This is a genomic window from Enterococcus sp. LJL120, assembly GCF_054871765.1.
Genome location: NZ_JBTXLV010000001.1, coordinates 395,403 through 418,616, shown reverse-complemented (window position 1 = coordinate 418,616; position 23,214 = coordinate 395,403). Strand labels below are relative to the sequence as shown.

Here is a 23,214-nt window from a genome sequence, read left to right as displayed (position 1 = left end):
CAGCAGCATTACTAAAATAAAAATGATAACCACTTTTTTAACAGAAAGGCATTTTATGCAGGGATTCTGTCAAAAGAGTGGTTATCGTTTTTTTAACCTTTGCTAGTTTACTCAATTAATAACCAAGTAATTAAACTTTTCGGTACCGTTTCATTCCTAAAATATTGATTAGTGTAAAGAGTATGATAAAACCCGTCAAAATAATTAAATCTTGCCAGATATCACTCCAGCCCTGTCCTTTTAGCATAACAGAAGTCAGTGCATCCCCTTCATAAGTCAGCGGAAAGATATAACTGAGACTTTTCACCCAGTTTGCCATTGAATCTAAGGAAATAATCCCAGAAAAGAAAATCTGCGGAATGACCACTATTGGTAGAAACTGCATCATTTGAAATTCTGAGCTGGCGAAGGTGGAAACAAATATTCCTAAGACCAGTGCCACTAACGCCAATAAAATATTGGACACCAGCACCCAGCCAATATTACCTGCAACATCCACCTGCAAAACATAGATTGCAAAAAAGACAATTAGCACAGTCTGGATGATGGCAAATACGCCATAACCTGCTAGATAGCCTAAAACAATTTCACTGCGTTTGACAGGTGTCGCCAAAATTCTTTCCAAAGTTCCAGAAGTTCTCTCCTTTAATAAAGCAATCCCCGATATCAAAAAGACAAAGAAAAAAACAAAAAAACCAATCAAAATTGGAAAAATTTTATCAAAGAAAGTGATGCTACTATCGCCGTAAACATAGGAATTGTCGACGCTGTAATTTGTGACTGAGTATTCTGTTCCCGTTGTAGCAGCAGCTTGCTGCAATTCCTCGGCCATTTCTTTAATCGTGTCTGCGGTCAGAACATTTGCCAGCAGCGCTTTGAGGGCACTCGTCTGGCTTGGATCACTATTCTCATAGACAACTTTAATCGTGGAATTGCTAACACTGATAAAAGCAGCAAGATTATCCGTTGCAACCGTCTGAGAAATATTGGTTGCAGCAGAATAATCTTTTACAGTTACATGGTCAGATTCTTCAAGAGCATCTGTGATGGCTGTCGGCACACTAGCATCCACTCCAATTGTCAGAGTTAGATCATCACCAGAGGTAAATAGCACATTCATCAACGATAAAATCACCAGCGGCGCAATAAACATCAATGCTAGGGTTCGTTTATCCCTGAACATTTCCCGCAAAACTCTAAAGAAAATCGCTTTAAATCGAATCATTTGCTAGGCACCTCTGCTTTCAAAAAAACCTCTTCGATTGTATCAACCTTGATTTGTTTCTTCAATGCTGCAGGACTTCCCCAAGCAAAGACTTTGCCTTCAATGATTAAACCGACTAGGTCACATTTTTCAGCCTCGTCCATAACATGGGTAGTGATAATAATCGAATTTCCTTGAGTAGCTATTGTCCGTAGCTGTTTCCAAATTTCCACCCGTAAACTAGGGTCGATTCCGACAGTCGGCTCGTCTAAAACTAAAAGCTCTGGTTTGGCCAATAGTGAAATTGCTAAAGATAGCCGACGCTTCATACCGCCAGAATAATTTTGCACTTGGATTTTAGCTGCATCTCTTAAATTAACTAAAGCTAAATTTTCTTGAATCGCCGCTGCCAATGCCTTTTTCTTTAATCCCATTAGATTTCCAAAAAATTGTAAATTTTCTTCTCCACTTAAGCTCTCATACAAGGCATCACTTTGTCCCATATAACCAATTTTCGCCAAAATTTTTCGATTTGGCATCGTCACGTCAAATATTTTGGTGGTTCCTCGATCCAATTTTTCCATCCCCATCAGGCATTTAATCGTCGTGGACTTGCCTGCACCACTAGGCCCAATCAGACCTAAAATTTTCCCCTTTTCAATTTCGATTGTGACATCCTCCAACACACGGCGTTTATCAAAACTTTTATAGGCATGCTGCATTTCAGCAATCATCATCTCTGCCATTTGCCAGTCCTCCTTTTAATGGTCAAGCTGTAAATTATCTTGTTCTATTTGGAGTATAGACTTAAACTAATTTATTTCAATTATTTGAAATAGATAATGGACAGAAATCGAAAATTGATTAGTAATGGGTGTTACTACTCATTAAAAAAGATGTCTTGTTGTTTTTAGTCAGCAAGTATTCGATTTGAATAAGCATTGAGTTTAGTATTCTTTTTCAAGACTTTGATTCATCAATAGCAAATTTCGAAAAAGCGAACATTCTTCATTTTCTAAAAACCTATTTCCGATAATAAATAGACAGATTTTTGATAAACCAGTATGATAGTATCGAACAATTATTATTGAAATTTTATTTTCATTCGGATAAAGAGGTGTTTAAGTGACTTTTATTGAAGATTTAATTGCTGCCATTGGGGTTGTCCTAAATGGAATTCCCCAGGGGATTTTAGCAATGACCTTGGGCTTTGCGGTCTTTCCTACCACATTTTCCTTTATTTTTGCTTCCGCTGTGAATGGAATTTTCCATTCAGTTGCGCCGCTTTCCTTTCAAGCGGAATCTTTAGCCATTACCGGCGACATCGGCAAAACTCATAAGGAACGGATTTCGATTATTTTTTTCGGTTCATTGATTATGTTTTTTATCGGAATTTCTGGATTGCTAACACAAATTGTCGACTTTCTCGGGGAAAATATCATTTCTGGGATGATGGCCGGCGTCGGAATTATGTTGGCTAAAATTTCCCTCAATATGGTCAAATCAGACCGGGAAATTGGCCTTGTGTCATTGATAACCGCAGTTTTCATTTATTTATTGACGAAGGATTTAGTTTGGACCATTACGCTTTCAGTTATTTTAGCCACTTTTTATGCTCGAATTAAAACTAAATACAGCGTTGATTTACCGGAGCATGTCACCCAAAGAAAATTTGTTTTTACGAAACCGATAATGAATACAGCGGTGGCTCGTGGCGCTCTTAGTTTGGCGTGTTTGAATATTAGCGCCAATATTTCCTATGGCTTATTAACTGGGCAAATGACTGGCATTGAACCAAATCCAGTCAACTTAAATCTGCTGACAATCACGCAATCAATTGCCGACCTTGGCACCAGCTTACTCGGCGGTGCTCCCGTTGAAGCAGTTATCTCAGCAACCGGTAGTGCACCGAATCCTGTTCTTTCTGGGATTATGATGATGTTGATTATGGCTGTGATTTTATTTAGCGGACTGCTACCAAAAATTGGTAAATTTGTACCCAGCTCGTCCATCTCAGGTTTTTTATTTGTTTTAGGTACCTTCATTGTCTTCCCTGACAATGCTAGCCTAGCTGTTGCCGGCACCGATTCAACAATCGGCGCCATCACCTTATTAATCACCGCTGTTGTCGATCCGTTTTTCGGATTAGTAGCTGGTGCATTTTTCAAAATTATCTTACCAATTTTAGGATTAGGAGTGTAAATATGACGGAGAAAAACTTTTACAACTTAACAGTCGGCCAACTGACACGCCAATTACCTATCGTTCCAATCACAAACGACATGGCGATTGCTTCCTTTGTGTTACTAGGAGATGCAGAGCTGACTCATTATGCAGCAAAATTATTGCTTGAAAAACTACCACAAGATTTTGATTACATTGTGACCTTTGAAAGTAAAGGCATTCCTCTTGCTCAGGAGTTGACTTATTTAGCTGGACAGAAAAAATATTTTGTCCTCAGAAAGAGCATCAAGTCATATATGGAAAATCCGGTCACGCAAAGCGTCAATTCTATCACCACTAAAGAAGAACAGCTGTTAGTTTTAGATGGAGCGGATGCCGCAGAGCTCCAAGGAAAAAAAGTTATTTTATTGGATGATGTTATCAGCACTGGTGCATCCATGCAGGCAGCCGTAGACCTTTTAGCTGCGATTAAGCTTGAAATTATCGGAAAATTTGCAATTTTAGCTGAAGGCGAAGCAGCCGACCGCACAGATTTGACTTACATCACCAAGCTACCGCTATTCGAATACCCATCATTAAAAGAAATCTAATTCCCACAAAAACCCGCTAGAAAATCTTTAGAGATTTTCTAGCGGGTTTTATTAAAATGACATCTACATCAATTATTTATAGGTTGCGTAAAAGACATATACAGCACCCAAAATGCGAATAAAAACATCAGCCCACTTGCCAAATAAACGACAATTCCAAGGACAGGGGCAACTTTTTGGGCTGCCTTTGGCTGGTCGTTGAAGGTATTGCCGGCTATGAGCCGCAGCCATTGGCCTCGCCGAAAATGATAACCGATTGCTGCCAATGAACTAGCAACGGCCAATAGTAAAATTTCTATTAAGATAACCATCGCTACCTCCTCAAACATTTCGAAACAAAGAGAAAAGATTTTCCGTAAACTATGACTAGCTTGGACTAGTATTCCTCACAACTCTTCCAAAAAGACTGACAGAAAGTTATTTTTAGGAAGTAAACCCCAAAAGCCAGACTAAAAGCTAATTTTGTGTGAACTGTTGCTATTATTTAATCTGCAACTTTTTTTGTAGATTGAAAATATCAGCCAAAGCCTTCTCACCATTCATATTGCCAAAGATCTTCATATCAATATCTGCACAGGGGACATCAATCGTTTCCAGTAATTTTTTTAAACTAGGCGTCTTATAGCGAACTTGCGGACACACCAGCACTTGATCTACATAAGGTTTAAACACCGACTCCAGATTATATTTAGTAATTTCCCCTTCTCCGCCGTATGCAATAAGTGTCGGAAATGCAGCCGACAATTGTTCAAAATCCTTGATTACCTCGTGCAAATGACCAAAATGGACAGCTTTAGCGTCAGCCGCCTTTGAAATTTTCTGACAGAACATGCTGGAGGTCATTCCACCAGCGCAGCAAATAAAAATTAGCATGATGTAAACTCCTTAAAAAATCCATGAGTTGAAATATCTAAATCAGGCCATGCTTCACACAATAATTGTAAATACCATCATCAGCTACATGACCAATCACCTCATCAGCGACTGCCTTTAAATCCTCTGAGGCATTATCCATTGCCACACCCCAGCCAACAGCCTCCAGCATTTCAATATCATTATTGCCATCACCAAAAGCTAACGCCTCAGACTTGTCAAAATGATAATAATCCAAAATCTTGTTAATCCCTGAACCTTTTCCGCTGCTCAATGGGATAATGTCAACTGCACGATGCCACCAGGCAACGATTTTGGCCTGATGCGTGTCCGCCATCACCTGAGCATAATCAGCTTTTTCAGACCCCAGCATTACTTGAAAAATTGCTTCATTTTCAGCTACCTCAGCAAAATCCTCCGCCACAATCACCGGTTGATGGGCAAAGGCAAAATATTCAGCCAAATCTGTATCTGTGCCATTCGCAATTGTCCGATCCTTGGTGGCAACTGCCACCGGACGCTGCAACTTTTGAGCATTTTGAATAATCTGCTGCACATCTTCAGTCGGAATCGGATTGCTTAAAATCGTTTCCCTTTGATTAAAACAATAAGAACCGTTAAATGTCAAAAAGGCATCAAACTCCACCTGCTCAAACTGCGGCAAAGCAATCGGACTACGCCCTGTCGCAATACAAATTATGATGCCTCTTTTTTTCAGCTCAATCAACGTCTGCAACATTTTCTCAGAAATCTGTTTTTTCTCCATATCAATCAACGTGCCGTCAATGTCAAAAAAAATAATTTTTATGTTTTCCATGGTTTGCTCCTTTTTTGAAGGGGTTATCACCCTCTTATTATTTATTATTCCCACCTAACTGCGATATTTATTTTTCTGTTTATGCTGGTAAAGCTTTTGGATGATTAAAAAGATTATTGTCAGCGCACATAAAATTAAACCAATTTGAAGCCAGGGATTACGATAAACAAGGCGAACTTCTTGTGAGTCGGATGCTATCGCAACAGACATAAGCATAGTGTCTGTCTTATCTACCTCCGTTTTTTGATTGTCAACATATGCCTGCCAATATTCATGATAGGGAATGCCAATGGCTAGAGATTTATCTGCGAGGTTTTCTGTGTTGAGATGGATATCAACTTGATTTCCCTCGTAAGTCACCCGAGTCGAAGAATCTTCTGAGATAATTTCACTGGCTATTTGATTTACTTTTGCCGGCATGTTCTCTGTCTCATCTGCTATCACTGTATCAGAAACTGTGTAAGCCAGTCCACGATAGCTTAAATTCTCGTAAATATACCAAACTTCATCATTAAAAGAGACTTGCTCTACTAACTGATAATTCGCATCTGCAACAGCTTCATTTGAAAGGTAGTATTTGACCCCAGAAATTGTATTATATCCCACATTTGTCCCAAAACCGAAAGAGCGCCAAGACCAGTTTAAATCGTCACCAATTTGCTTATCCACTAGCTCTTGAGTATTTTGATTTATAATACTGAACCAATATGTTAATCCAAAATAACCATTGAGCATGGCAACATTTTCTGGTCGACCGTTAATAGTAGTTAACGGAGAATTAGCAACACGATACACACCTTCCTCTACCGCCTCAGTTGATACTTGTGAATCCGTAAATGGTGAATCTGTATAAATCTGAAAATCTTGATAAGCAATCAGACTATCCATCCAATTAAAACCTGATTTAGCATATAAACCACGAATATTTACAGAAATATTAACAGCTACTAAAATGACGAGCACCATCTGAACTACAATTGAAACCAGCGCTTTTCTTTTAGTCGCAACGAATCTCTTCTTAGCTAATTTTCTAATTTCTGTTATCACATAGGCAAAAATCCCGCAGAATAGAAGTTGTAACAAGAAATGCCAGCGATCATTTGTCTGCCCAAATCCGTTAAAGAGATAGCCGGTTATCGGCAACAAATATGCTATTACACCTATACATAAAACCACGATGATTTGAAATTTTCTTCTTGTGTTAGGCAAGAAAAACAGAACAATAACTGCGAGAAATTCCAAAAGTAAAACTCCACTTAAATAAGGATGCGACTGATAAAAGGGCTGAGCTAGATAATCTAATAAGTTAAAGTCAAACACCGGCAGATAATTTTGCAGGTTAAATATAATGTCTGGAAGAGACACACTGACCCGCTCACTATTAAAATAACCGACCAATGCCGGTAAAAATATAGGCGCAGCTAAAAATAAGCCCAGTAGATAATAGCCAAGAGCTTTAAAAATGGTCAGAAAAAAATTCTTGAAGGAAGCTTCCATAAATATTAGTCTGATGACTAAATAAACTGCTAACATCAATGAAGCCATAAATAAATAGTAAAAACCACAAAGTCCTCCATAAAAAACTGCTAGGAGAAAAAGCAGCGGCTTGTTTTCTTTTAAAATTTTTTCAATCCCGAGCAAAAGCAAAGGCCCATAGATTACTACAGCCAGCCATTGGGAGTAACTCGTACCTCCAAATATTGAAAAACCTGAAAAAGCATAACATAGGCTAGCTAAAACAGCTGCAAAATAATCCAATTTAAGATAACGAAAATACAGTGAAAGCGAGAGACCCGCCAGCCACATGCGCAAAACAATCATCCCAGAAAACAAAAATGCACTATTGTTTTTAGTCACAAAAATAGCTATGAGATTCAGAGGATCACCAAAACCATAATAGTTTAATGCGCTAATAATGTCCTCGCCCATTCCAATAGAAAGGTCATAACTTGGTAAAATGAACTGCCCATGTAGCAGTCCGCTAAAAAAATTTTGCAAGTATTGTCCGATATAAATAAAAGCCGGATAATATTGCCCTACTCCATCAACATTCCAAATCAACGTCAATTGCTTAGCCAGAACAGGATAATAGCCAATGAGAAAAATTGCTAAAAAGAGCAGCGAATAGATTAGCAACCAAATTTTAAAAGACCTCTGCCGCTGTCTTTTTCTTCCAGATCTGCGATACTGTTGTGAGACTACCTCACCTTGATTGATGTCAACCATTTTTAAAACTACCTTCCAACTGAAAATTACTGCAAAATGAGAATTATTAGTCTAAATCAAAATCAAAAAATTTAGTTTCCAAAAATTAGTATAGCATAGCCTCCATAAATGGTTAAGGAGGCCTCAATTATCTTAACTTTAAAGCATTCCTCAAGAGATTGAATTATTGTACCTGAGTTGAAAAAACATTTCGCCTTTATCTTCAAAGTCATCAGATTTTTTCAAATCCTTTCTATTATAATTACCAATCCTATCTAGTAAATATTTAGCAGACTCAAACCTGCCCAAATCAAAAATTTGCGCCTAAAGCATCAACAGCTTCAAACGCAAATTTCCATTATTTATTTTTTCAACCTATCAAAACTGCCACCCTTATTTCAAACATGCGGCTGAAAATAATTATTCAATTAAAGAAGTCCATAGAAGGCAATTCCTTCATACTCCCAGCCTAAACTTACTAACCGGTTTCCCCTAATTTTTCAGATTCATTAGTGTCGATTACGTGTAAAGTTCATTTGTAAATTTCTGAAAATTAAACTAATTTTGGAAACTTTTTCCTTTAGCTTAGCTAAACTCCTTCACGCCAAAACCTACTTACACATACTATTAAAATTTATCATAAACAGAGTAAAGTCATTAACAGGTAGTAGACGCATTTTAACCACTCCAACAACTTGATCCTTTTCTACAAATCCATATTCTCGACTGTCGATAGCCCATTCTCGATTGTCCCCTAGCACAAAGTAACAGTTTTCAGGTACGAAAGCTTCTCCAGTGATAGTCTGCATTTTGAAGTTCTCTGTATAATTGTATCCTGTTCGTTGAGCTTCGTTAATTAGATCAATTATGTAGTGCTCATTGATAATTTCGCCGTTCACATATAGTACATCGTCAATATATTCAATTCGATCTCCCGGTAAGCCAATCACACGGCGAATTTCCTGACTATTTCGCCGTTCAAAAACGAGTAAATCAAGTCGTTCAATATTTTGAGTCTTTTTTACAATCACTACATCGTTATCCCGTAGAGTAGAAGCCATACTATAACCATTAACATTACTGATAGAAAAGAAGATGAAACTTAGCCCCACTCCCCCAAAAATCATTACTACCAGGACAAGTGAAAAATCTCTTAATTCTAGAAGATATTTTTTTGATTTTTTTTTTTTAAAAAGCCTTTTTAAAAAATATAACTTTTGTTTTCTATTTCTTGCTTTTTTAATTTTTACCTTCCGTTTTTTCGAAGTAACCTTAGAAATATTACCAATCTTTCCTGAAGATTTTTTTTTAGTTTGGTTCTTTTCGGCTAATCGAGAAAGTTGAGTATCATGTTGCCTACGCTTACTTTTCTTTGGTTTCTTTTTATCCAAACCACTACTTAAAATAGAATTTGAAGTCCTTTTAGATGGCCGCTTTTTTGTTCTTTTCAGAGATTTTTCTGGTTTCTGTCTTTGCGTAGTCATTCACCATCACTTGCTCCTTCAGCTTCTAAAACAGACTTGTTCACTTTATAGTAGTCAAAAGCAGTTGTTTCATAGCCGATTGTTCTTTCAATATCGTTTTGAAAATCAGCTACTAAATCAGTATTACCGTAAAAATTATTGACCTCTCGCGTTGCATTCATTCCTAGTTCTGAAAGTGCGGAAAAATAGCGATTTAACGCTCGTTGGCCTTCAACTGTATTTAATGAGCTAGCTTTCCTTGAAGAGTAGCCTGCTAAATTAGTTGCTAAATACCTAATGTTTTGAACAGTTGCCTCCGAAGTTTCCTCCTGCACAGCTGCCTTCTCTAATTCTGATTGAAAATCCCTTAATAAGAAATAAGAACGAACAATTGCATCCTCATCATCTGAACCCAAATTTGTCGATTGATAAAAGTTCGCATATACCGTGCCTGCCCCAATTCCAGATCCAAGAAATAAGAGTAGGATAAAAAAGAGTATGGCTTTTTTTCTCTTAGATTTTGTACTAAGCGTTAATTGCTGCCATCGCTTCCTTTTCTTTTTATTTTTTGGTGGACGCTTAGGTATTTTTTTTAGCTTGCGACTTTGTACGACAATTTGCAACAACGAATAAAGTGAAAAAATAATACTGATAATCGTCGCTGCAAAGCCACCGATAATAATCCATTCTAAGATTGTCATACACACTCTACTCCTGTAGTAAACTTAAATCGTTTATTTTTTCTCTTTTTTAGGGCGCTTCTTTTTAGCAGCTGTTTTCTTTTTACGGTTATTTTTTCTTATCTGTCTAACGACTAAAAAGACTAAAATTACTGCAAGTACAAAGCCACCTACTATCATTGCAATTAACTGCCAATCAAGACCACGTTCTTGCGTCAAACCCACATCCCGTTCATTGAATTGATCAGCCTCTTCAACTGTAATTTCGAAATCTTCTGTAAATTCCCAAGTTTGATCTCCTACATAAACTAGAACATGAGCGGTGTACATGCCAGCCGTCATAGGATCACCACCCATACTTACTGGGTATTCAATAAACGAGTATGGAGCCATCTGCAATGATGTGCTACGTGATTCGTACAATACTTCGCCACTTCCTTGTTGGGAAATTTGCGCTTGTATTGTCATACCACTTACTAGCTTGCCTTTGATATTTGAAAAATTAATAAAGATAGAATTCCGATAATTTGCCTGTCCAGCATAGGCTCCATTCCAAGACATTTCTGGCAGTAATCCGGTAATGTCACTTTCTTGTAGAGAAATAGCCACCACATAAGCATAGCGATTGACCACCACAGCCCCTTCAGCTGTAGAAGTATCTGAATCATCATCAGCCATCGTCAATTGTAAACCGCCTAAAATCACACCTTCAAAACTGGTTTCAGGCATCTGAACATTTATTTCTACATCTTGTGTTTCACCAGGAGCAAGTTCGACTGAGCTAGGTCCTGTGACTAAATCAGTAAAACTAAAAGGAAGTGAATCATCATTTTCTATCTCACTATTGGCGTACTCGACAACACCATTTCGATTGGTTTTAGCACCATTTAATTCCAAATTAACAGTTACTGTTTCTTCTGTAGGATTCGACAAGGTTACGATCAAAGTTTGTTGTTGGCTGGGAGTCATCATCAGGTTGAAGTAGCCGCTGTCAGTGTTGATTTGATTTTCTGGTTCTTGAATCACATAGGTGAAGCCGCCACCTGAGCTGGTAGAAGAATCTGAGGTTGCTTGCCCTGTTTCTGACCAAATCAAGTTAGCTCCAACTGCCAACAAAAAGAATGTTATTACTCTCAATAAAAATTTATATTTATTTTCACCCATCGCTAAAAATCTCCTAGCTTCATGTTTTATGTACAAATCTTTTTTAAAGAAGGACAAGCTGATGAAAAGATTTCCCATCAGCTTGTCAAAACTTCATTACCAGATAACGTCTATATTGATTTTATGGTGCTGTAACTGTTAAATCAGTGTAGCCATTAACAATTGTCCAAGTAATCACAGCTTCGTAATTACCAGTTAACATATTTGCAGATGTTTCAGCAGGAATATTTAAGAATACAGAGTTTCCTGCAGTTGAAGTCGTTACACCAGAATAGTCAGTACTTTGACCATACTCAAGTAAGAATTCTCCACTACCTTCACCTTCAGCGGCACTTGCAACATTTTGAGAAACACCAAGTTCAAGATCAAAGCTGCCCAGCATACCACTAGGAGTAGTAGCTGAAGTATTGCTTGGGTTGGAAACAATCCCGTTAGTATAACTAATTGATGCTGCTTCTAAGGTTTCATTGGTGTTCAAAGTCCCAGCACTATCCACTAAAGTGAATTGTTGAGTTAGTTCTGCAGAAATGGTATAGCCTGCACGATTACCACGGGCATCTTCAAATAGCACAAAGTTTCCACGTTCAGTCTCAACAGGAGTTGTCGAACCAGTTGGCGTTGAAAGTACAGCAATCGAAGCTGCCTCTTTGCGAATATCCCCTCTTTGGCCTGTTGCAATATCACCAAAATCTAATGTTGATACTTGTTTAATACCCAAGTTCCCCGGTGTTGGGTTGATTGGAATTTCTGGAACAGGATCGATAATCCCCGGGATTTCTGGATCGGGTACAACTGGATCTGTTGGATCAATTGTTCCTCCAGTAATTGTTACATTACCTTCACCTGCATATGGAGTTCCTTCTACAGTTGGATCTGATGCTGCTGAAACCGCTGCAGGAAATGCCACGCCTGCCCCAATAACTGCGACCAATGCCGCTGCACTTAACCGTCTTAATTTCATTTTTGTTCCTCCTAAATTTTTGATAGTTTATACAAATGAGGTCCCCCTCAGTTTGCCAAAAATAAGTTTTTATTCCGTTGGTCCGGCAGTCAATGTCCACGTCAAAGTTGTCGTGTATTGAACCGGATATATTTGCGTCGTGTCCGGAACTGATAAGGACACTGCGGAATTGCTGTATACCTGTTTGTTAAAAGTCGAATTCATAACTGGATTTCCAGCAGAATCCGTTAGAGCTGTCAAAGTGTTTTCCTGATTTGACGTGTTTTCACCTGAAGCCCCGAAGGAAATAGTCCAGACACCTGTCCCTTGACCATTTGCTGCCGTCGCAACCGTATAAGCCGTATTCATTTCATTAATGGCCAAAGTGTCACGACTAACTGTCGGCAGATTACTATTACTTGAGCTATTTGCCCAGCCGTTACCAAAGGACAAGACAGCACCTTCCAACTCTTGATTATCTAAATCTTGAATAATCCCACTGGTAAACTGTCTATCTTGAGATAATGTTAACGTCCAGCCTGAAGCATCACTACGGCGGTCGGTCACTTGAATATAGTATCCTCTGGCACTTACCCCTTCCGTATGGAAAAGCTGTGCCAATGATGAGTAAGTCCGATTCGTGCCAGCTGTGCTAGCTGAACCAAAGTTTAAACTTGATACAAAATCAACCCGAAGTTCACCATCTGTTGAAGGCCCTGGACCTGGATCTACATCATTTCCCGGATTCTCAGGATCTACTGGTGTTGTCACACCAGAATCAGTAATTGTCACACTACCTGAGCCAGACCAACTACTTGCTTGTGCAGAAATTCCACCAAGAGAACAACTTGTTACTAGTAATAGGGTGGCCGCTTTAAACAAATATTTCATCTTCATGCGTTTTCCTCCCTTTCTTTTCTTCTTTTATAAAGAAGGAATAAAAGAAGCACTAGTAGTAGACCGCCTCCCAAGAAACTGAAGTTTCGGATTGTCTCTCCTGTTTGCGGCAATTTTCCGCCACCTTGTGTATCTGGTAAAACACCGCTTGAACTTGTACTCGTAGCAACTGAGCTTGAACTGCTAGAAGCTATCGTAGACTCCTCATAAAATGTGATTTCTCCATCATTTGTGACCTGCCCTCCAGCATTCGCTTGAGCAAATAAACCACAACTAAAGCTCCCAACTCCCAACACCAATAGTAAAAGGAGCGTCATTATTTTCTTTTTCATTTCCCCACTCCTTTTTATGGTGTAGCTTCTGGAATTGCCTCAATCGACCAAGTAATCTCACCCGTGAAGGTTCCAATATCCGATATTCGAGCATTAGGATCTGCATTAGCTCCAAGCTTTGCATTAGCTGGGTCTGCAACAAGAATGATGCCAGTTCGTTGAGTAGTAGTGCTCCAAGTGTCAGATAAAGCAAACACTCCAGTTCCTGAAGTTGGGGCTCTATAGACCTCTTGAGCTTGATCATTTAAGATAACCTCATCACTCGGATCTGAACTTAGACCTTTTACATAACGAACAGCTTCACCTAAAACAGAGCCCTCGTCGTTCTCCATTTCAGCTGTTAAAGTTGCTTTTAATACATAGCCATTTTGCACGCCTGAACGAGTATCTGTAATCGTCAATTTTTCGCTTAAATCAGGGTCTTCTACTCTTTGCGACTGACCATTGTATGTCAAACTTCTAAAGTCGATTGTTTTAGGATAAGAACTAATTACTAGTTGTCCCTGAACAGTATATTGAACTGTTACTGCTGCCCCAGTCATATCCACAGCAGTTTCATTACTTGGTGGTGTGATTGACTCATAACCAGCATCCTTTAAATCCTGAACCTTTTCTTGAACAAGAGCATATGTAGGATCAGTCAAGTTTATTTCATCACCAATATAGATATCTGCTTGAATTGTATTTTCACTGCCTGCTCCTATTGTAATCGTGTGACCCGGCATGACAGCACCTGTTTCGTCAACAAATTCTACCGTTAAAACGGCCCTAGAGCCGTAGTACAAATCAATAACTAAGCCATCTTCTGTTGCCGTTCCTAAAATATCACTTAAAGAACCATCTACCCCATCTGTGCTAACGCGATAAAGAGATAGGTTACTACTCGTCATAAGATTTGTTGAAATCTCTGAAATAATTGTTGAGTAATTATATGGATCGTTAGTATTTACATCAAGAACAACTGGATTGATTCCATCAAAGCTTGCATTAGAACTTTCAATTAAAGTTGCATCGAGAGCTTGACCACTGTCATTCAAGAAATTCAGCGTAATATCAGTTTTCACTGTGACAGATACATCAGCAGATGTTGCAGTATAATTAACTGTTCCTCGACTGCCATTGACTTTATTAGTAGCTGTTGAAGTCGCTGTCCCTAATGAAACATCTATCTGCCCCTTACGACTATCAGCCACCACAATTTGGTAGGATAAGGTGAAAGTATTATTGTCTGCTTGACCACCTAACAATTCAATGAGAGTTAAATTGGTCAAATCGGTGTCGGCTGAAAAACTAAAATTATAACCTGTTGTAGTATCGCCAGACCATAATGTATCTGCTAAAGTCTCTGAACCTAACTCTGCACCAGTATTATCTGTAACAGCTAATGCTGTGCTATTTGGTACGAGTTCAAAGCCTTCAGGAATTGAGTCTTGAATTCTACTCAGAATTGAAATTCCAGTCTCTGCTGTTAAATCAAGTGAAACATCAACTGTATCGCCAACTTTTGGATTGTTATCACTGACTGCCTTTACTAAATTAAGCCCATCTGGATAAACTGTTACATTGGTTTCACCAAAGTTATTAGTACTTGAATACGTACTCTGAATCTCAACATCATTAATAAATTCAGTCGTGTCATCACCAACTACAACCTGGTAGGTATACTCAAAATAATCACCTGGCTCAATTACGTTCGTCCCATCAGTAAATGTGAAATTTGTCCCATCCATTGTAGGCGTTGGTGTCGAATAACTAGTTAAATTACTTGTGTAGGTGAATTGGTTATTCCAAGTATTGTTCTCCAAGTCTTCAGTAATCACAGCATTTCTGATTGGAATTGTAGTTCCATCAACACTGTTGTTTTCGACTTTGACCTTGTATTCAAGAATATCTCCTGGTTTAGACTGAGTGTAAGCAGCATAATCTTCATTCGCCACGCTAGTATTTTTAACTTTTCGGTCTACTTCTATTAATGGCTCATTCGGTAATTTGGTAATCATTACGCCATATGGGTTTCCATAATAGTGGTTAGAGCCGGTGAAGCCCCAAGTGACAAATCGTTTTTCGTCTGTCCATTCAGTTGACCAATTGTTATTAGGAAATGACTCTGAGTTAAAGGTATCCTCAATATTTATATTCGACCAAGTTTGAGTGGCATAGGTCGGATAAAGCTCCGTTTGGATATTATTTAAAATAGGGCCCCATGTATAGCTTAGATTACCTGTCGTAATATTTTGATAATCCCCATCCTTTCCATTTGGTGTCCAGCTAATATTGATTTTAACCCACTTATTAAACCAAGCATTTTGCTCTGCTGCGCTACTAGGAGTCAATACTCCGTGATGTTTAAAATTAGCTACAACGTAATTGATTGGGGCCTGTTGACCACCCGGAACATCCTGCCACAAGTCTCCAGTTGTGGCAGTTGTGGCCATGGCAAGATGAGGCCAAGCCAAAGCATTCCCGCCTAAACTATTAACTATCTCGTTATCATAACCAAGACTAGTTCCAATATTATTCCCAGTGTTTAAATAAGTATCCATTTCGACAGCTAGAGCGTTGTAGATCATAGTAGTATCCCCTTGGGCATACGGATAGACCCCAAGACCTCCTCCACGACCACCTACAGCAAGTTCATAAGCTGGATCACGTTGAAGGACAAAAGCTAACCCGTCCGGAACACCAGGAGTGGTCTGACCACTTTCTCCCATAAAGACATAGGCCTCAAACTCAAAAGCATAATTCAGATTTAACTTTTGGTTATACCAGAGTGCTGACTTTTGATCAGCAGCCATCCCGTTATACAAAATCAATACGTTATCACGTTGATTACTGATATAACTATTATTTTTTGTATAGACATTAGTACCGTTATAAATCCCTGGCAATGTGAAGGCATCAGTAATATCGATTCTACTATTGGCAGCTTCCTCAGGCACGGAAGCAGCTGTAAATCTAGATGGCTCTGGACCGTAGGCAGTATAATACTTATTGTCTGGCGAAGGATTAACCACTGTTGCCGCCATAGCGGTAGTGCCATTTGCTATACTAATTAAACCAACAATCACTACAGCTATCAGAAATGGAACCCAGCTTTTTATACTTTTTTTCATTTCATTCACTCTTCCCTCCTATCTTTTTATGTTTCATTCACGAAAAGCATCACACTCCTCAAGAAATTAGCAGCCTGTCAGATAGAATTACAGCTGCTTACCAACAACAACGCCCCCTTTCAATCGAAATTAACCTTATCTCTATCACTAGAGAAATATTTATTTTTAAACATAATTGCTATGTTTAAAACAAGAGGAATCAAGCTTTAAGATGATTTGTAATGTTTAATCTTGCTAACCAAGAATCAACTTTATAAGCTTAGATAGTTTGTTATGAAACCTTTTTTAAAACTACTCCAATAAAATTTAAGAATAAAAACCTCTACAGACCAGCTTTTGAAAAGAAAAATCACTGGTAATAGCAATTTCAGCTCCACTAAAAGCACTTCTATACTGTCAGGCCTCGTTAAGGCTGTTAAAAGCTCAGCCTAGTTTGCTTTAGAAAATACGTTTGGGCCAATCCGGATTGAGGACATAACCTTTCCCCCACTCAACCTGCAGAGCATTTTCATTTAATCCAAAATGTGCCATCTTGTTCTTCAAGCGACTGACTAACTGTGAAAGTTGGGTCAGTGTCGAAGGACTTGTTTCTTTTCCCCAAATGCACTCACTTGCAAAAGTACGGGAAACGGGTTGTCCATTCGCCTCATCTAATAGACCTAACAATTTTCTTTCCTTGGGTGATAAATTATTCACAAAACCTTTCTTAGAAATATCTGTCAGTTGATTTGTTTCTATACTCAAGCTGTGATTAACTAAAATTTCCCTTAGCTCGGTTATAAGCATATCGCTTCTGATGACTTGACTTATGCCTGATTCGCTACCAATCAAATCCTCATGTTCTTCATCCAATACTGTATCAGTGATTCTATATGTACTAATATTCTTGGGAAGATAATCCAGTGACTTCTTAACATCTAAATCGGAAATCGTTTCACTGAACATGACTATTTTAAAAAAAGTTGCAAATAAGTCCGCTTGGTAAAATAGCTGCTTAAATAATACTGATGAACAAAATACTTCATAACCAAGTTTTCGCAATTTTTGTTCTAATTCAGATTCTGCTAAAGTATTGTTTGTAAGAATTGCAATTGGCCCCATCTTTTTTCCTCCTTCCCGTTAAAAATCCCCAAAAAATATTACATAGTGGATTTCACAAAAGTTCTACTGTCTTGTACTACTTCTATAAATGCTTTTTTTAGCATTTAGAACATATGTTTAAACATCCCGGCATCCCCCAAACATAATGAAATTTATAATTTCTACAGATAAAGCAGTTTATGTATTTTTTGAATATAAGAAATCGAACCTTGTAAATCCAATCTCATTTTTCTTTAAAAGTCCTGATATGCCACATTTAACTTTTTTGTAAGAAATTAAAACTACTAATTTTAGAGTCTTTTCCAAAGCTTTTTCGTATTCTTTTTTGATTCAAAATATCTCTTAACTCCAATAAGCTCTATTGAATTTCCATTTTGCAAAAACTTTTTAAAGAATAAAGAACACATATCTATATAATTACTATAAATTTTTTTATAAAAAATATTGAGTTTTGGAAAATGAGAATAAAAATTATAGTTTTCCTAACGAATTTTCTTTTGTTTTTCCAAAAAAAAAAAAAATAAATTTTATTTTTGAATTATTTTTATAATAAAAGGTTGCTTACAAATCACCTTTTTTAGAATAAAAATTTCTCTTCCTATCATTATTTTTAAAGTTGAAACAGCTTGACAAAGCTATTAAATCAGCTTTAAAAAGTTTTCTGTACTTTTTTCAAGGGTATAAATCGACTTAATCTCATCAAATCTTTTGCTCTTTGCTTTTTGATTTTTGATAAAGGGGATGTTTAAAATGTTATCAGAGGCCTTGTTAATAAAGTGGAATAGAGTTTGCATGGGAAAATCGCAGAGTCAAATGGCTAAGGAATTTTTCATTTCACCCTCTTATCTGTCGAAAATTGAGAACTTGGAACAGCCCCCCTCTCAAGAAATTGTTATTAGTCTTTTTGATATTTTAGACCTGAATAATTTAAGAATTGGGTATCAACAAGATAACCAGTCTAAAAGTCTCCAAAAATTTCAAAATGCTCCATTGAATAAGATGCTGTATTATTTCGCTGAATACAAAAAAGAGTGTAAGAACTCGATTGAGCGTCTTACACTGGAGTTAATTCGATTTGATTGTGAGGTCTTCAATAATTCTGTTGATTTTTTACGGCAAAAACATGATTTCCTTAAGACAGCCATTCAGCATCTAGAACACTTAGATGAATCAGAGGAAAGAAATAATCTACTGTTTGTCTTACTGAGATCTTTAATCTACTTAAATGTCCAACTAGAAAACTTCACAACAGCGATAGCAATGATCAAAAAATTAAAGCTTCTTATAGAAACTTTTTTTCCTAAAGAGATTAACGAATTAAACGGACAACTTACAAATCAACTAATGCTACTCTATAATATAGGAAATTATGAGGCAGCTTTCTTTGAATCTGACAAGTTGCTAAACAATCCCCGTTTTATCGAAACTGCCCGGATTGAGTATATTTCTGCCATTTGGATGGTTAAATGTTATTGCGAGGTTCATTATAATTTTTGGAATGCAGCCAAAAGAAGCTTAGCTCAGTTTTTCGCTTTGGAATCTACGGATATGACTATCATCTTCAGTGTTCGGATTCTATCAGTTCAAGTCTATTACAATTTAAATGAAATCCATAAGGCTAAAACTATCGCCATGGATATTTATAATGAATTAATGGTTTTAGCCGACGATAGGGCTTTTATTAGAAGTTTTGGTGAAATTATTTTTGAACTCTGCTTATTCTTCTTATATACCAAACGCATTGATTTATACACAAAACTCTTTGACATTGCCGATTATGAAGTAGTCGCTACAAAACGGTATCCGATTCATTTAGCCTGTAAAATAATTGAACTTTATTACAGCGGTGAATATGATAGAATGATTGATCTGTTTCAAATCTATCGGTCCGAAAATGAGCCTTATCGAAAAGTATCTGCTAAAACAATGATTACTGTTTGCAACTTGGTTTCTGAGTACTATGATTCTGTAAAGCAATACAAAAATGCTGCTGAAGTACGGAAAATAGGCTTAGATTATCAAAAGGGCCTATTGAGATAGCGCAATTCTTTAGAGGGCCAAAAAGTAGTTAAAAAAAAGAAAAAAGTATTAGTAGTTGCTTAAGCTCAACTAAAAACAAATCTCTTTAGCTTACACAAATTGATTAAAACTATCTAATGATAGACGGTAATAGTCCAGACTGAATTTGCGAATTTTTGAAGCCTCTTTATACTTTTTTTCTTGATCATAATAAGCTGCAATCGCATCGCAAAGCGTAGCAATAACGCGGTAAGGTAAAGTGTGTTTTCTTTTTTGAAGCAATGAAAAAGAATACTCCATGGCTTCGTAATCCCCATAGTGATAGCACTTAAATATGTAACAGGCTAATTCAAAAGGATAAATATCTTCAATAACTTTGTCTTTATTTGCTAAAGGATAAATATCTTCAAATAGGTCTTTGCGATTTATTTCTAAAAGAATCATACAATATTCCAAAGAAAAATCTTGAATATTTCGCAAGAAAGCCTCATCTGCTTGATGCTTTAAAATTAATTTATGCACTTCTTCAGATAGCTTATTCGTCTGATCAATATTATCTTTGTAAAAAGCCAACTGTATTTCTAAAATCTTTCCCCAAACAAAATGAACTTCATCTGTCGTCTTGGTTTCCCAAAAGGCCTTGAGACTTTTGGCTGCTTCATCAAAAAAACCATAATATACTTCGCAAACAGCTCTTATTAGCCAGACTGCCGCTAAATATTCTTTTCGAGCTGTCGCAAGATAAACAGAATCTTTGGTTAGCTCCATCGAGCGAAAGAGTGCATGTCGCCGCTTGCGTAAATAATATAAAAGAATAATTCGATTTGTGCTTTGGGCGTACAGCTCATCTTCTTGACTGGGAAATTCTTGCTTAATCAGCTCAACTAGCCGGTCAATATAAGCAACACTAAGATCATATTCTTCAATCAGTGTATAAAAATAAATAAGCGAACGATAGAAAATAAATAATAATTGCTTTTGTTCTTGAGTCGCTTCATTTCGTTCTAAAAAAGTAACACTCTCCTCTAGAAATTTTCTTTTAATCGGAAGATATTTAACCTGATTATTAAATACCTCACAGTCAAACCTCACTAACTCCAAAGCAAGCCGTTCAATAATCTGCTGGAGTTGTTTCACACTCTTCTGATAATAGTCTTCCATCACAGCAATTGATACATAATGCATTTTTTTTATTTGAAACACAAAATTGTCGCTTTCATACTCCAACTTGAAGTAACTGCCCAAATTTAGAAATTCAAAGGCTTGGAGCATAACTTCATAGGAGGGCTTTTGCAGCAAGCGTTCAATCTTTGATAGATAGGATTGTGAGATAAATAACTCGTTAGACAATTGTTTTTGAGAAATATTTCGTGATATTCGCAGCCATTTAATAAGCAGTCCCGCAGCCAACATTTTGCTCCCTCCCCCATAAAAATTCTCAAATAACTTTTCTCCTTTTCTATTTGTAATTTGTAAAACACACGAAAAAATTAGTGAAATTATCTCATTATCCAATTAATTTGTAATAATAAATCTTTGTGAAAAAGACTAGACAAAGTTCCTTTTTTTAATTTATTCATTATTAAACAATACCTAATTTTTTTATTAAATATAACTATTACTTTAGTCTTTTAAATTAGAAAGCACTGATTACTGAAATAATTTCCATCCCTAATCTCATAATACAATAAGATTTTGAATTAATAAAAGTAATTTTATAATTTATTTTGTTATTATAATTTCATTTCATCTGAATCCGACTATTATGATTTAATTAAGTATAATTACTACTTTGCGATTTTCTTATTAGGAATTTTAGCCAGGATTTTTTCTTTACATATTCACAAAGTAGCATTTCTCGCTGAACAAAAAATCAATACTTTGTGAAATCACAAGAGTCAGTTTTTGTTAAAGTGATTGTTAAATGGAATTTTTTCTTTAAGCTCTGTTGAATTTAAACAGGTTTGCATAAATCACTGCAAGTTTCTTCTGTTACCTGTATCGATTTTTTACAATAAAAAACCTTAATAATCGTACTTCACTTCTGATAATTTCCTCAACGCTATAATCTCTGGGAAAATTTATTTTCATGGTAATTTAGTATTAAATATTTGGAATTAGTTGTTAATCAAGATTGATAAAGGGCATTTAATATTAAAAAAGATTTTGGCAAAACTACTGATGCTAGCCAATAAATGTTAAAATAAGTCGAATATTTATTTACTATTGTGGATGGTATAGCTACTAACTGTAACAATTTTTTCGGATAGTGACTCGCTAATCTATTTTGAAAGAGAGTTGCTTACCTATCCTTGCTGGACAGTTTATAACCGAAGACTATTATTTTCCATTGGGATTGCAGATAATTTATTGGCTTTGTTGTATTAGTAATTATGGTAATAAATTTTGGTGAGCTTAACGATAACAAAGAATTCTTTCCGTTGGCTAGAGGAGGAAACAGGAGGACTTAAATTGAAAGTAACAATTTATGATATAAATGAAAAATCCGATAATCAACTTGCTTTTGCAGTGATTATCGCGAAATTTGGCGATAAATATCTCTTTGTTCAACATAAAAATCGCAGCACACTGGAAATACCTGGTGGACATCGAGAGGCGCATGAAAGTATTTTGAACTGCGCCCAGCGTGAGCTTTACGAGGAAACTGGTGCTTTGGATTATTCATTAGAGCCTCTTTTTGTTTATGGCGTGCAAAATGAGGCTCAGGAAGAAGATTTCGGCTTGGTCTTTTTTGCCGAAATTTTGGAGCTTGAATCTCAGCTTCATTTTGAAATATCTAAAGTCTGCTATCTTGATTCAATCCCGAAAAACTGGACTTACCTACAAATCCAACCCATTCTCTTTAACCAATACCTCTCTGAACATGCTAAAAACCACAGACTTGGCAACAGCTAGTCTGTGGTTTTTCAAAAAATAGATTTTAAAGTTGATACTCAATTTAAAATAGTAAACTCCTGTTAGTAAAGTAAATGGTAGTGTTCCAGAAAAACTACCAAATAAACTTTACATTCTAATCCTCTCAAAAAAAATTTCTACAGCCTCACGTCAAAGTTTTCCGGAACCAGACAGATTATCTTTTATACACCCCACTCTTTCCTAGCAATAAAACTTAATCTTAATAAACACCGCCATCTGACATTTCCTGCTGATTGACAAAATCCAGATGATACAATTTTTCCCAGTGATTAATATTTAAGGTGCCTTTGGTTAAGTGGATTGCTAGGAAGCAGCAATTCTCATCGGCTTCATTATTTGCCATATCATACCACTCAGCAAAGGCAGTGCGCAGTTTTGTTCGAATTTCGGCATTCTTTGGATTGAGGACCCAGCCGAGATTTTCCGCCAAGGCATTGGCGGTGAACATTTCCAAATTGCCGGCCACTGAGACTTCTGGGTTGTGGGCAATTTGTTTCATTTTATTGGACTGGGCATGGGTGATAATATAAAATGCGCCATTTTCATAATAGGCGTCCACTGTACGGACAACAGGTCGCGGCTGTTGATTTTCAGCCGGCTCTATGGCAATCGTCGCCAAAGAAATCAGGTTGTCCTTGCCGCCACCAAATTTTTCCTCTAGTAATTGTAAGCCTTCTTCAAATTGATTCATGTTC

Annotated in this window: 20 protein-coding genes; 4 read left to right on the top strand and 16 right to left on the bottom strand. The window is 36.9% G+C overall.

Annotated elements, in window-relative coordinates:
* Window positions 1-130: 130 nt before the first annotated feature.
* Complete coding sequence (locus ACYSNU_RS02090; RefSeq protein ID WP_461735567.1) at window positions 131-1,225, bottom strand: ABC transporter permease; 1,095 nt, start codon at window positions 1,223-1,225, stop codon at window positions 131-133.
* Entirely contained in the window at window positions 1,222-1,950 is a 729-nt protein-coding gene (locus ACYSNU_RS02085) for an ABC transporter ATP-binding protein (protein ID WP_461735566.1), read from the bottom strand. The genes ACYSNU_RS02090 and ACYSNU_RS02085 overlap by 4 nt, the downstream gene beginning before the upstream one ends.
* 379 nt (window positions 1,951-2,329) lie before the next feature.
* Between ACYSNU_RS02085 and ACYSNU_RS02080 the strand changes: the two genes are divergently transcribed.
* Both ACYSNU_RS02080 and ACYSNU_RS02075 read left to right on the top strand, forming a co-directional pair.
* The gene (locus ACYSNU_RS02080; RefSeq protein WP_461735565.1) at window positions 2,330-3,406 is read left to right on the top strand and encodes an NCS2 family permease; all 1,077 of its coding nucleotides are present in this window, start codon (window positions 2,330-2,332) and stop codon (window positions 3,404-3,406) included.
* 2 nt (window positions 3,407-3,408) lie between these two features.
* Window positions 3,409-3,978, top strand: coding sequence for a phosphoribosyltransferase family protein (locus ACYSNU_RS02075; RefSeq protein WP_461735564.1), 570 nt, complete (start codon window positions 3,409-3,411; stop codon window positions 3,976-3,978).
* A gap of 68 nt (window positions 3,979-4,046) precedes the next feature.
* Here the strand turns inward: ACYSNU_RS02075 and ACYSNU_RS02070 are convergent, their stop codons facing one another.
* The 12 genes from ACYSNU_RS02070 to ACYSNU_RS02015 form a co-directional block, all read right to left on the bottom strand.
* Window positions 4,047-4,289 (bottom strand): hypothetical protein, encoded by a 243-nt coding sequence (locus tag ACYSNU_RS02070; protein ID WP_461735563.1) that lies wholly within the window; start codon window positions 4,287-4,289, stop codon window positions 4,047-4,049.
* Window positions 4,290-4,458: 169 nt separating this feature from the next.
* Complete coding sequence (locus ACYSNU_RS02065) at window positions 4,459-4,851, bottom strand: PTS sugar transporter subunit IIB (RefSeq protein ID WP_461735562.1); 393 nt, start codon at window positions 4,849-4,851, stop codon at window positions 4,459-4,461.
* Window positions 4,852-4,888: 37 nt separating this feature from the next.
* The gene (locus ACYSNU_RS02060; protein ID WP_461735561.1) at window positions 4,889-5,668 is read right to left on the bottom strand and encodes an HAD family hydrolase; all 780 of its coding nucleotides are present in this window, start codon (window positions 5,666-5,668) and stop codon (window positions 4,889-4,891) included.
* 54 nt (window positions 5,669-5,722) lie between these two features.
* Window positions 5,723-7,894 carry a YfhO family protein gene (locus tag ACYSNU_RS02055; protein ID WP_461735560.1) on the bottom strand — a complete coding sequence of 724 codons (2,172 nt, stop codon included), beginning with the start codon at window positions 7,892-7,894 and terminating at the stop codon, window positions 5,723-5,725.
* 590 nt (window positions 7,895-8,484) lie between these two features.
* Window positions 8,485-9,357, bottom strand: a complete 873-nt coding sequence (gene lepB / locus ACYSNU_RS02050) for a signal peptidase I (protein ID WP_461735559.1) — start codon at window positions 9,355-9,357, stop codon at window positions 8,485-8,487.
* Window positions 9,354-10,037 carry a hypothetical protein gene (locus tag ACYSNU_RS02045; RefSeq protein WP_461735558.1) on the bottom strand — a complete coding sequence of 228 codons (684 nt, stop codon included), beginning with the start codon at window positions 10,035-10,037 and terminating at the stop codon, window positions 9,354-9,356. The genes lepB and ACYSNU_RS02045 overlap by 4 nt, the downstream gene beginning before the upstream one ends.
* A 33-nt stretch (window positions 10,038-10,070) precedes the next feature.
* Entirely contained in the window at window positions 10,071-11,111 is a 1,041-nt protein-coding gene (locus ACYSNU_RS02040) for a DUF916 and DUF3324 domain-containing protein (RefSeq protein ID WP_461735557.1), read from the bottom strand.
* A gap of 190 nt (window positions 11,112-11,301) precedes the next feature.
* Window positions 11,302-12,141: a WxL domain-containing protein gene (locus tag ACYSNU_RS02035; protein ID WP_461735556.1), complete on the bottom strand. Its 840-nt coding sequence runs from the start codon at window positions 12,139-12,141 to the stop codon at window positions 11,302-11,304.
* Window positions 12,142-12,210: 69 nt separating this feature from the next.
* The gene (locus ACYSNU_RS02030; protein ID WP_461735555.1) at window positions 12,211-13,017 is read right to left on the bottom strand and encodes a WxL domain-containing protein; all 807 of its coding nucleotides are present in this window, start codon (window positions 13,015-13,017) and stop codon (window positions 12,211-12,213) included.
* On the bottom strand, window positions 13,014-13,349 hold the full coding sequence (locus tag ACYSNU_RS02025; RefSeq protein WP_461735554.1) for an LPXTG cell wall anchor domain-containing protein: 336 nt from the start codon (window positions 13,347-13,349) through the stop codon (window positions 13,014-13,016). Before ACYSNU_RS02025 ends, ACYSNU_RS02030 begins: the two co-directional genes overlap by 4 nt.
* 14 nt (window positions 13,350-13,363) lie before the next feature.
* Window positions 13,364-16,471 carry an L-type lectin family protein gene (locus tag ACYSNU_RS02020; protein ID WP_461735553.1) on the bottom strand — a complete coding sequence of 1,036 codons (3,108 nt, stop codon included), beginning with the start codon at window positions 16,469-16,471 and terminating at the stop codon, window positions 13,364-13,366.
* A gap of 429 nt (window positions 16,472-16,900) precedes the next feature.
* On the bottom strand, window positions 16,901-17,563 hold the full coding sequence (locus ACYSNU_RS02015; RefSeq protein WP_461735552.1) for a winged helix-turn-helix domain-containing protein: 663 nt from the start codon (window positions 17,561-17,563) through the stop codon (window positions 16,901-16,903).
* Window positions 17,564-18,313: 750 nt separating this feature from the next.
* Here ACYSNU_RS02015 and ACYSNU_RS02010 point away from each other — a divergent pair.
* Window positions 18,314-19,603: a helix-turn-helix domain-containing protein gene (locus tag ACYSNU_RS02010; RefSeq protein WP_461735551.1), complete on the top strand. Its 1,290-nt coding sequence runs from the start codon at window positions 18,314-18,316 to the stop codon at window positions 19,601-19,603.
* Between the two features lie 90 nt (window positions 19,604-19,693).
* Here ACYSNU_RS02010 and ACYSNU_RS02005 read toward each other — a convergent pair whose 3' ends face one another.
* Window positions 19,694-20,995 carry a helix-turn-helix domain-containing protein gene (locus ACYSNU_RS02005; RefSeq protein ID WP_461735550.1) on the bottom strand — a complete coding sequence of 434 codons (1,302 nt, stop codon included), beginning with the start codon at window positions 20,993-20,995 and terminating at the stop codon, window positions 19,694-19,696.
* A gap of 1,059 nt (window positions 20,996-22,054) precedes the next feature.
* Here ACYSNU_RS02005 and ACYSNU_RS02000 point away from each other — a divergent pair.
* Complete coding sequence (locus tag ACYSNU_RS02000; protein ID WP_461735549.1) at window positions 22,055-22,498, top strand: NUDIX hydrolase; 444 nt, start codon at window positions 22,055-22,057, stop codon at window positions 22,496-22,498.
* Between the two features lie 220 nt (window positions 22,499-22,718).
* Here ACYSNU_RS02000 and ACYSNU_RS01995 read toward each other — a convergent pair whose 3' ends face one another.
* Window positions 22,719-23,210, bottom strand: coding sequence for a pyridoxamine 5'-phosphate oxidase family protein (locus ACYSNU_RS01995; RefSeq protein ID WP_461735548.1), 492 nt, complete (start codon window positions 23,208-23,210; stop codon window positions 22,719-22,721).
* Window positions 23,211-23,214 lie beyond the last annotated feature (4 nt).

Coding starts and splice junctions, on each gene's coding strand:
- ACYSNU_RS02090 (WP_461735567.1), bottom strand. CDS start 1,225: ATGATTCGATTTAAAGCGATTTTCTTTAGAGTTTTGCGGGAAATGTTC.
- ACYSNU_RS02085 (WP_461735566.1), bottom strand. CDS start 1,950: ATGGCAGAGATGATGATTGCTGAAATGCAGCATGCCTATAAAAGTTTT.
- ACYSNU_RS02075 (WP_461735564.1), top strand. CDS start 3,409: ATGACGGAGAAAAACTTTTACAACTTAACAGTCGGCCAACTGACACGC.
- ACYSNU_RS02070 (WP_461735563.1), bottom strand. CDS start 4,289: ATGGTTATCTTAATAGAAATTTTACTATTGGCCGTTGCTAGTTCATTG.
- ACYSNU_RS02065 (WP_461735562.1), bottom strand. CDS start 4,851: ATGCTAATTTTTATTTGCTGCGCTGGTGGAATGACCTCCAGCATGTTC.
- ACYSNU_RS02060 (WP_461735561.1), bottom strand. CDS start 5,668: ATGGAAAACATAAAAATTATTTTTTTTGACATTGACGGCACGTTGATT.
- ACYSNU_RS02055 (WP_461735560.1), bottom strand. CDS start 7,894: ATGGTTGACATCAATCAAGGTGAGGTAGTCTCACAACAGTATCGCAGA.
- lepB (WP_461735559.1), bottom strand. CDS start 9,357: ATGACTACGCAAAGACAGAAACCAGAAAAATCTCTGAAAAGAACAAAA.
- ACYSNU_RS02045 (WP_461735558.1), bottom strand. CDS start 10,037: ATGACAATCTTAGAATGGATTATTATCGGTGGCTTTGCAGCGACGATT.
- ACYSNU_RS02035 (WP_461735556.1), bottom strand. CDS start 12,141: ATGAAATTAAGACGGTTAAGTGCAGCGGCATTGGTCGCAGTTATTGGG.
- ACYSNU_RS02030 (WP_461735555.1), bottom strand. CDS start 13,017: ATGAAGATGAAATATTTGTTTAAAGCGGCCACCCTATTACTAGTAACA.
- ACYSNU_RS02025 (WP_461735554.1), bottom strand. CDS start 13,349: ATGAAAAAGAAAATAATGACGCTCCTTTTACTATTGGTGTTGGGAGTT.
- ACYSNU_RS02015 (WP_461735552.1), bottom strand. CDS start 17,563: ATGGGGCCAATTGCAATTCTTACAAACAATACTTTAGCAGAATCTGAA.
- ACYSNU_RS02010 (WP_461735551.1), top strand. CDS start 18,314: ATGTTATCAGAGGCCTTGTTAATAAAGTGGAATAGAGTTTGCATGGGA.
- ACYSNU_RS02005 (WP_461735550.1), bottom strand. CDS start 20,995: ATGTTGGCTGCGGGACTGCTTATTAAATGGCTGCGAATATCACGAAAT.
- ACYSNU_RS01995 (WP_461735548.1), bottom strand. CDS start 23,210: ATGAATCAATTTGAAGAAGGCTTACAATTACTAGAGGAAAAATTTGGT.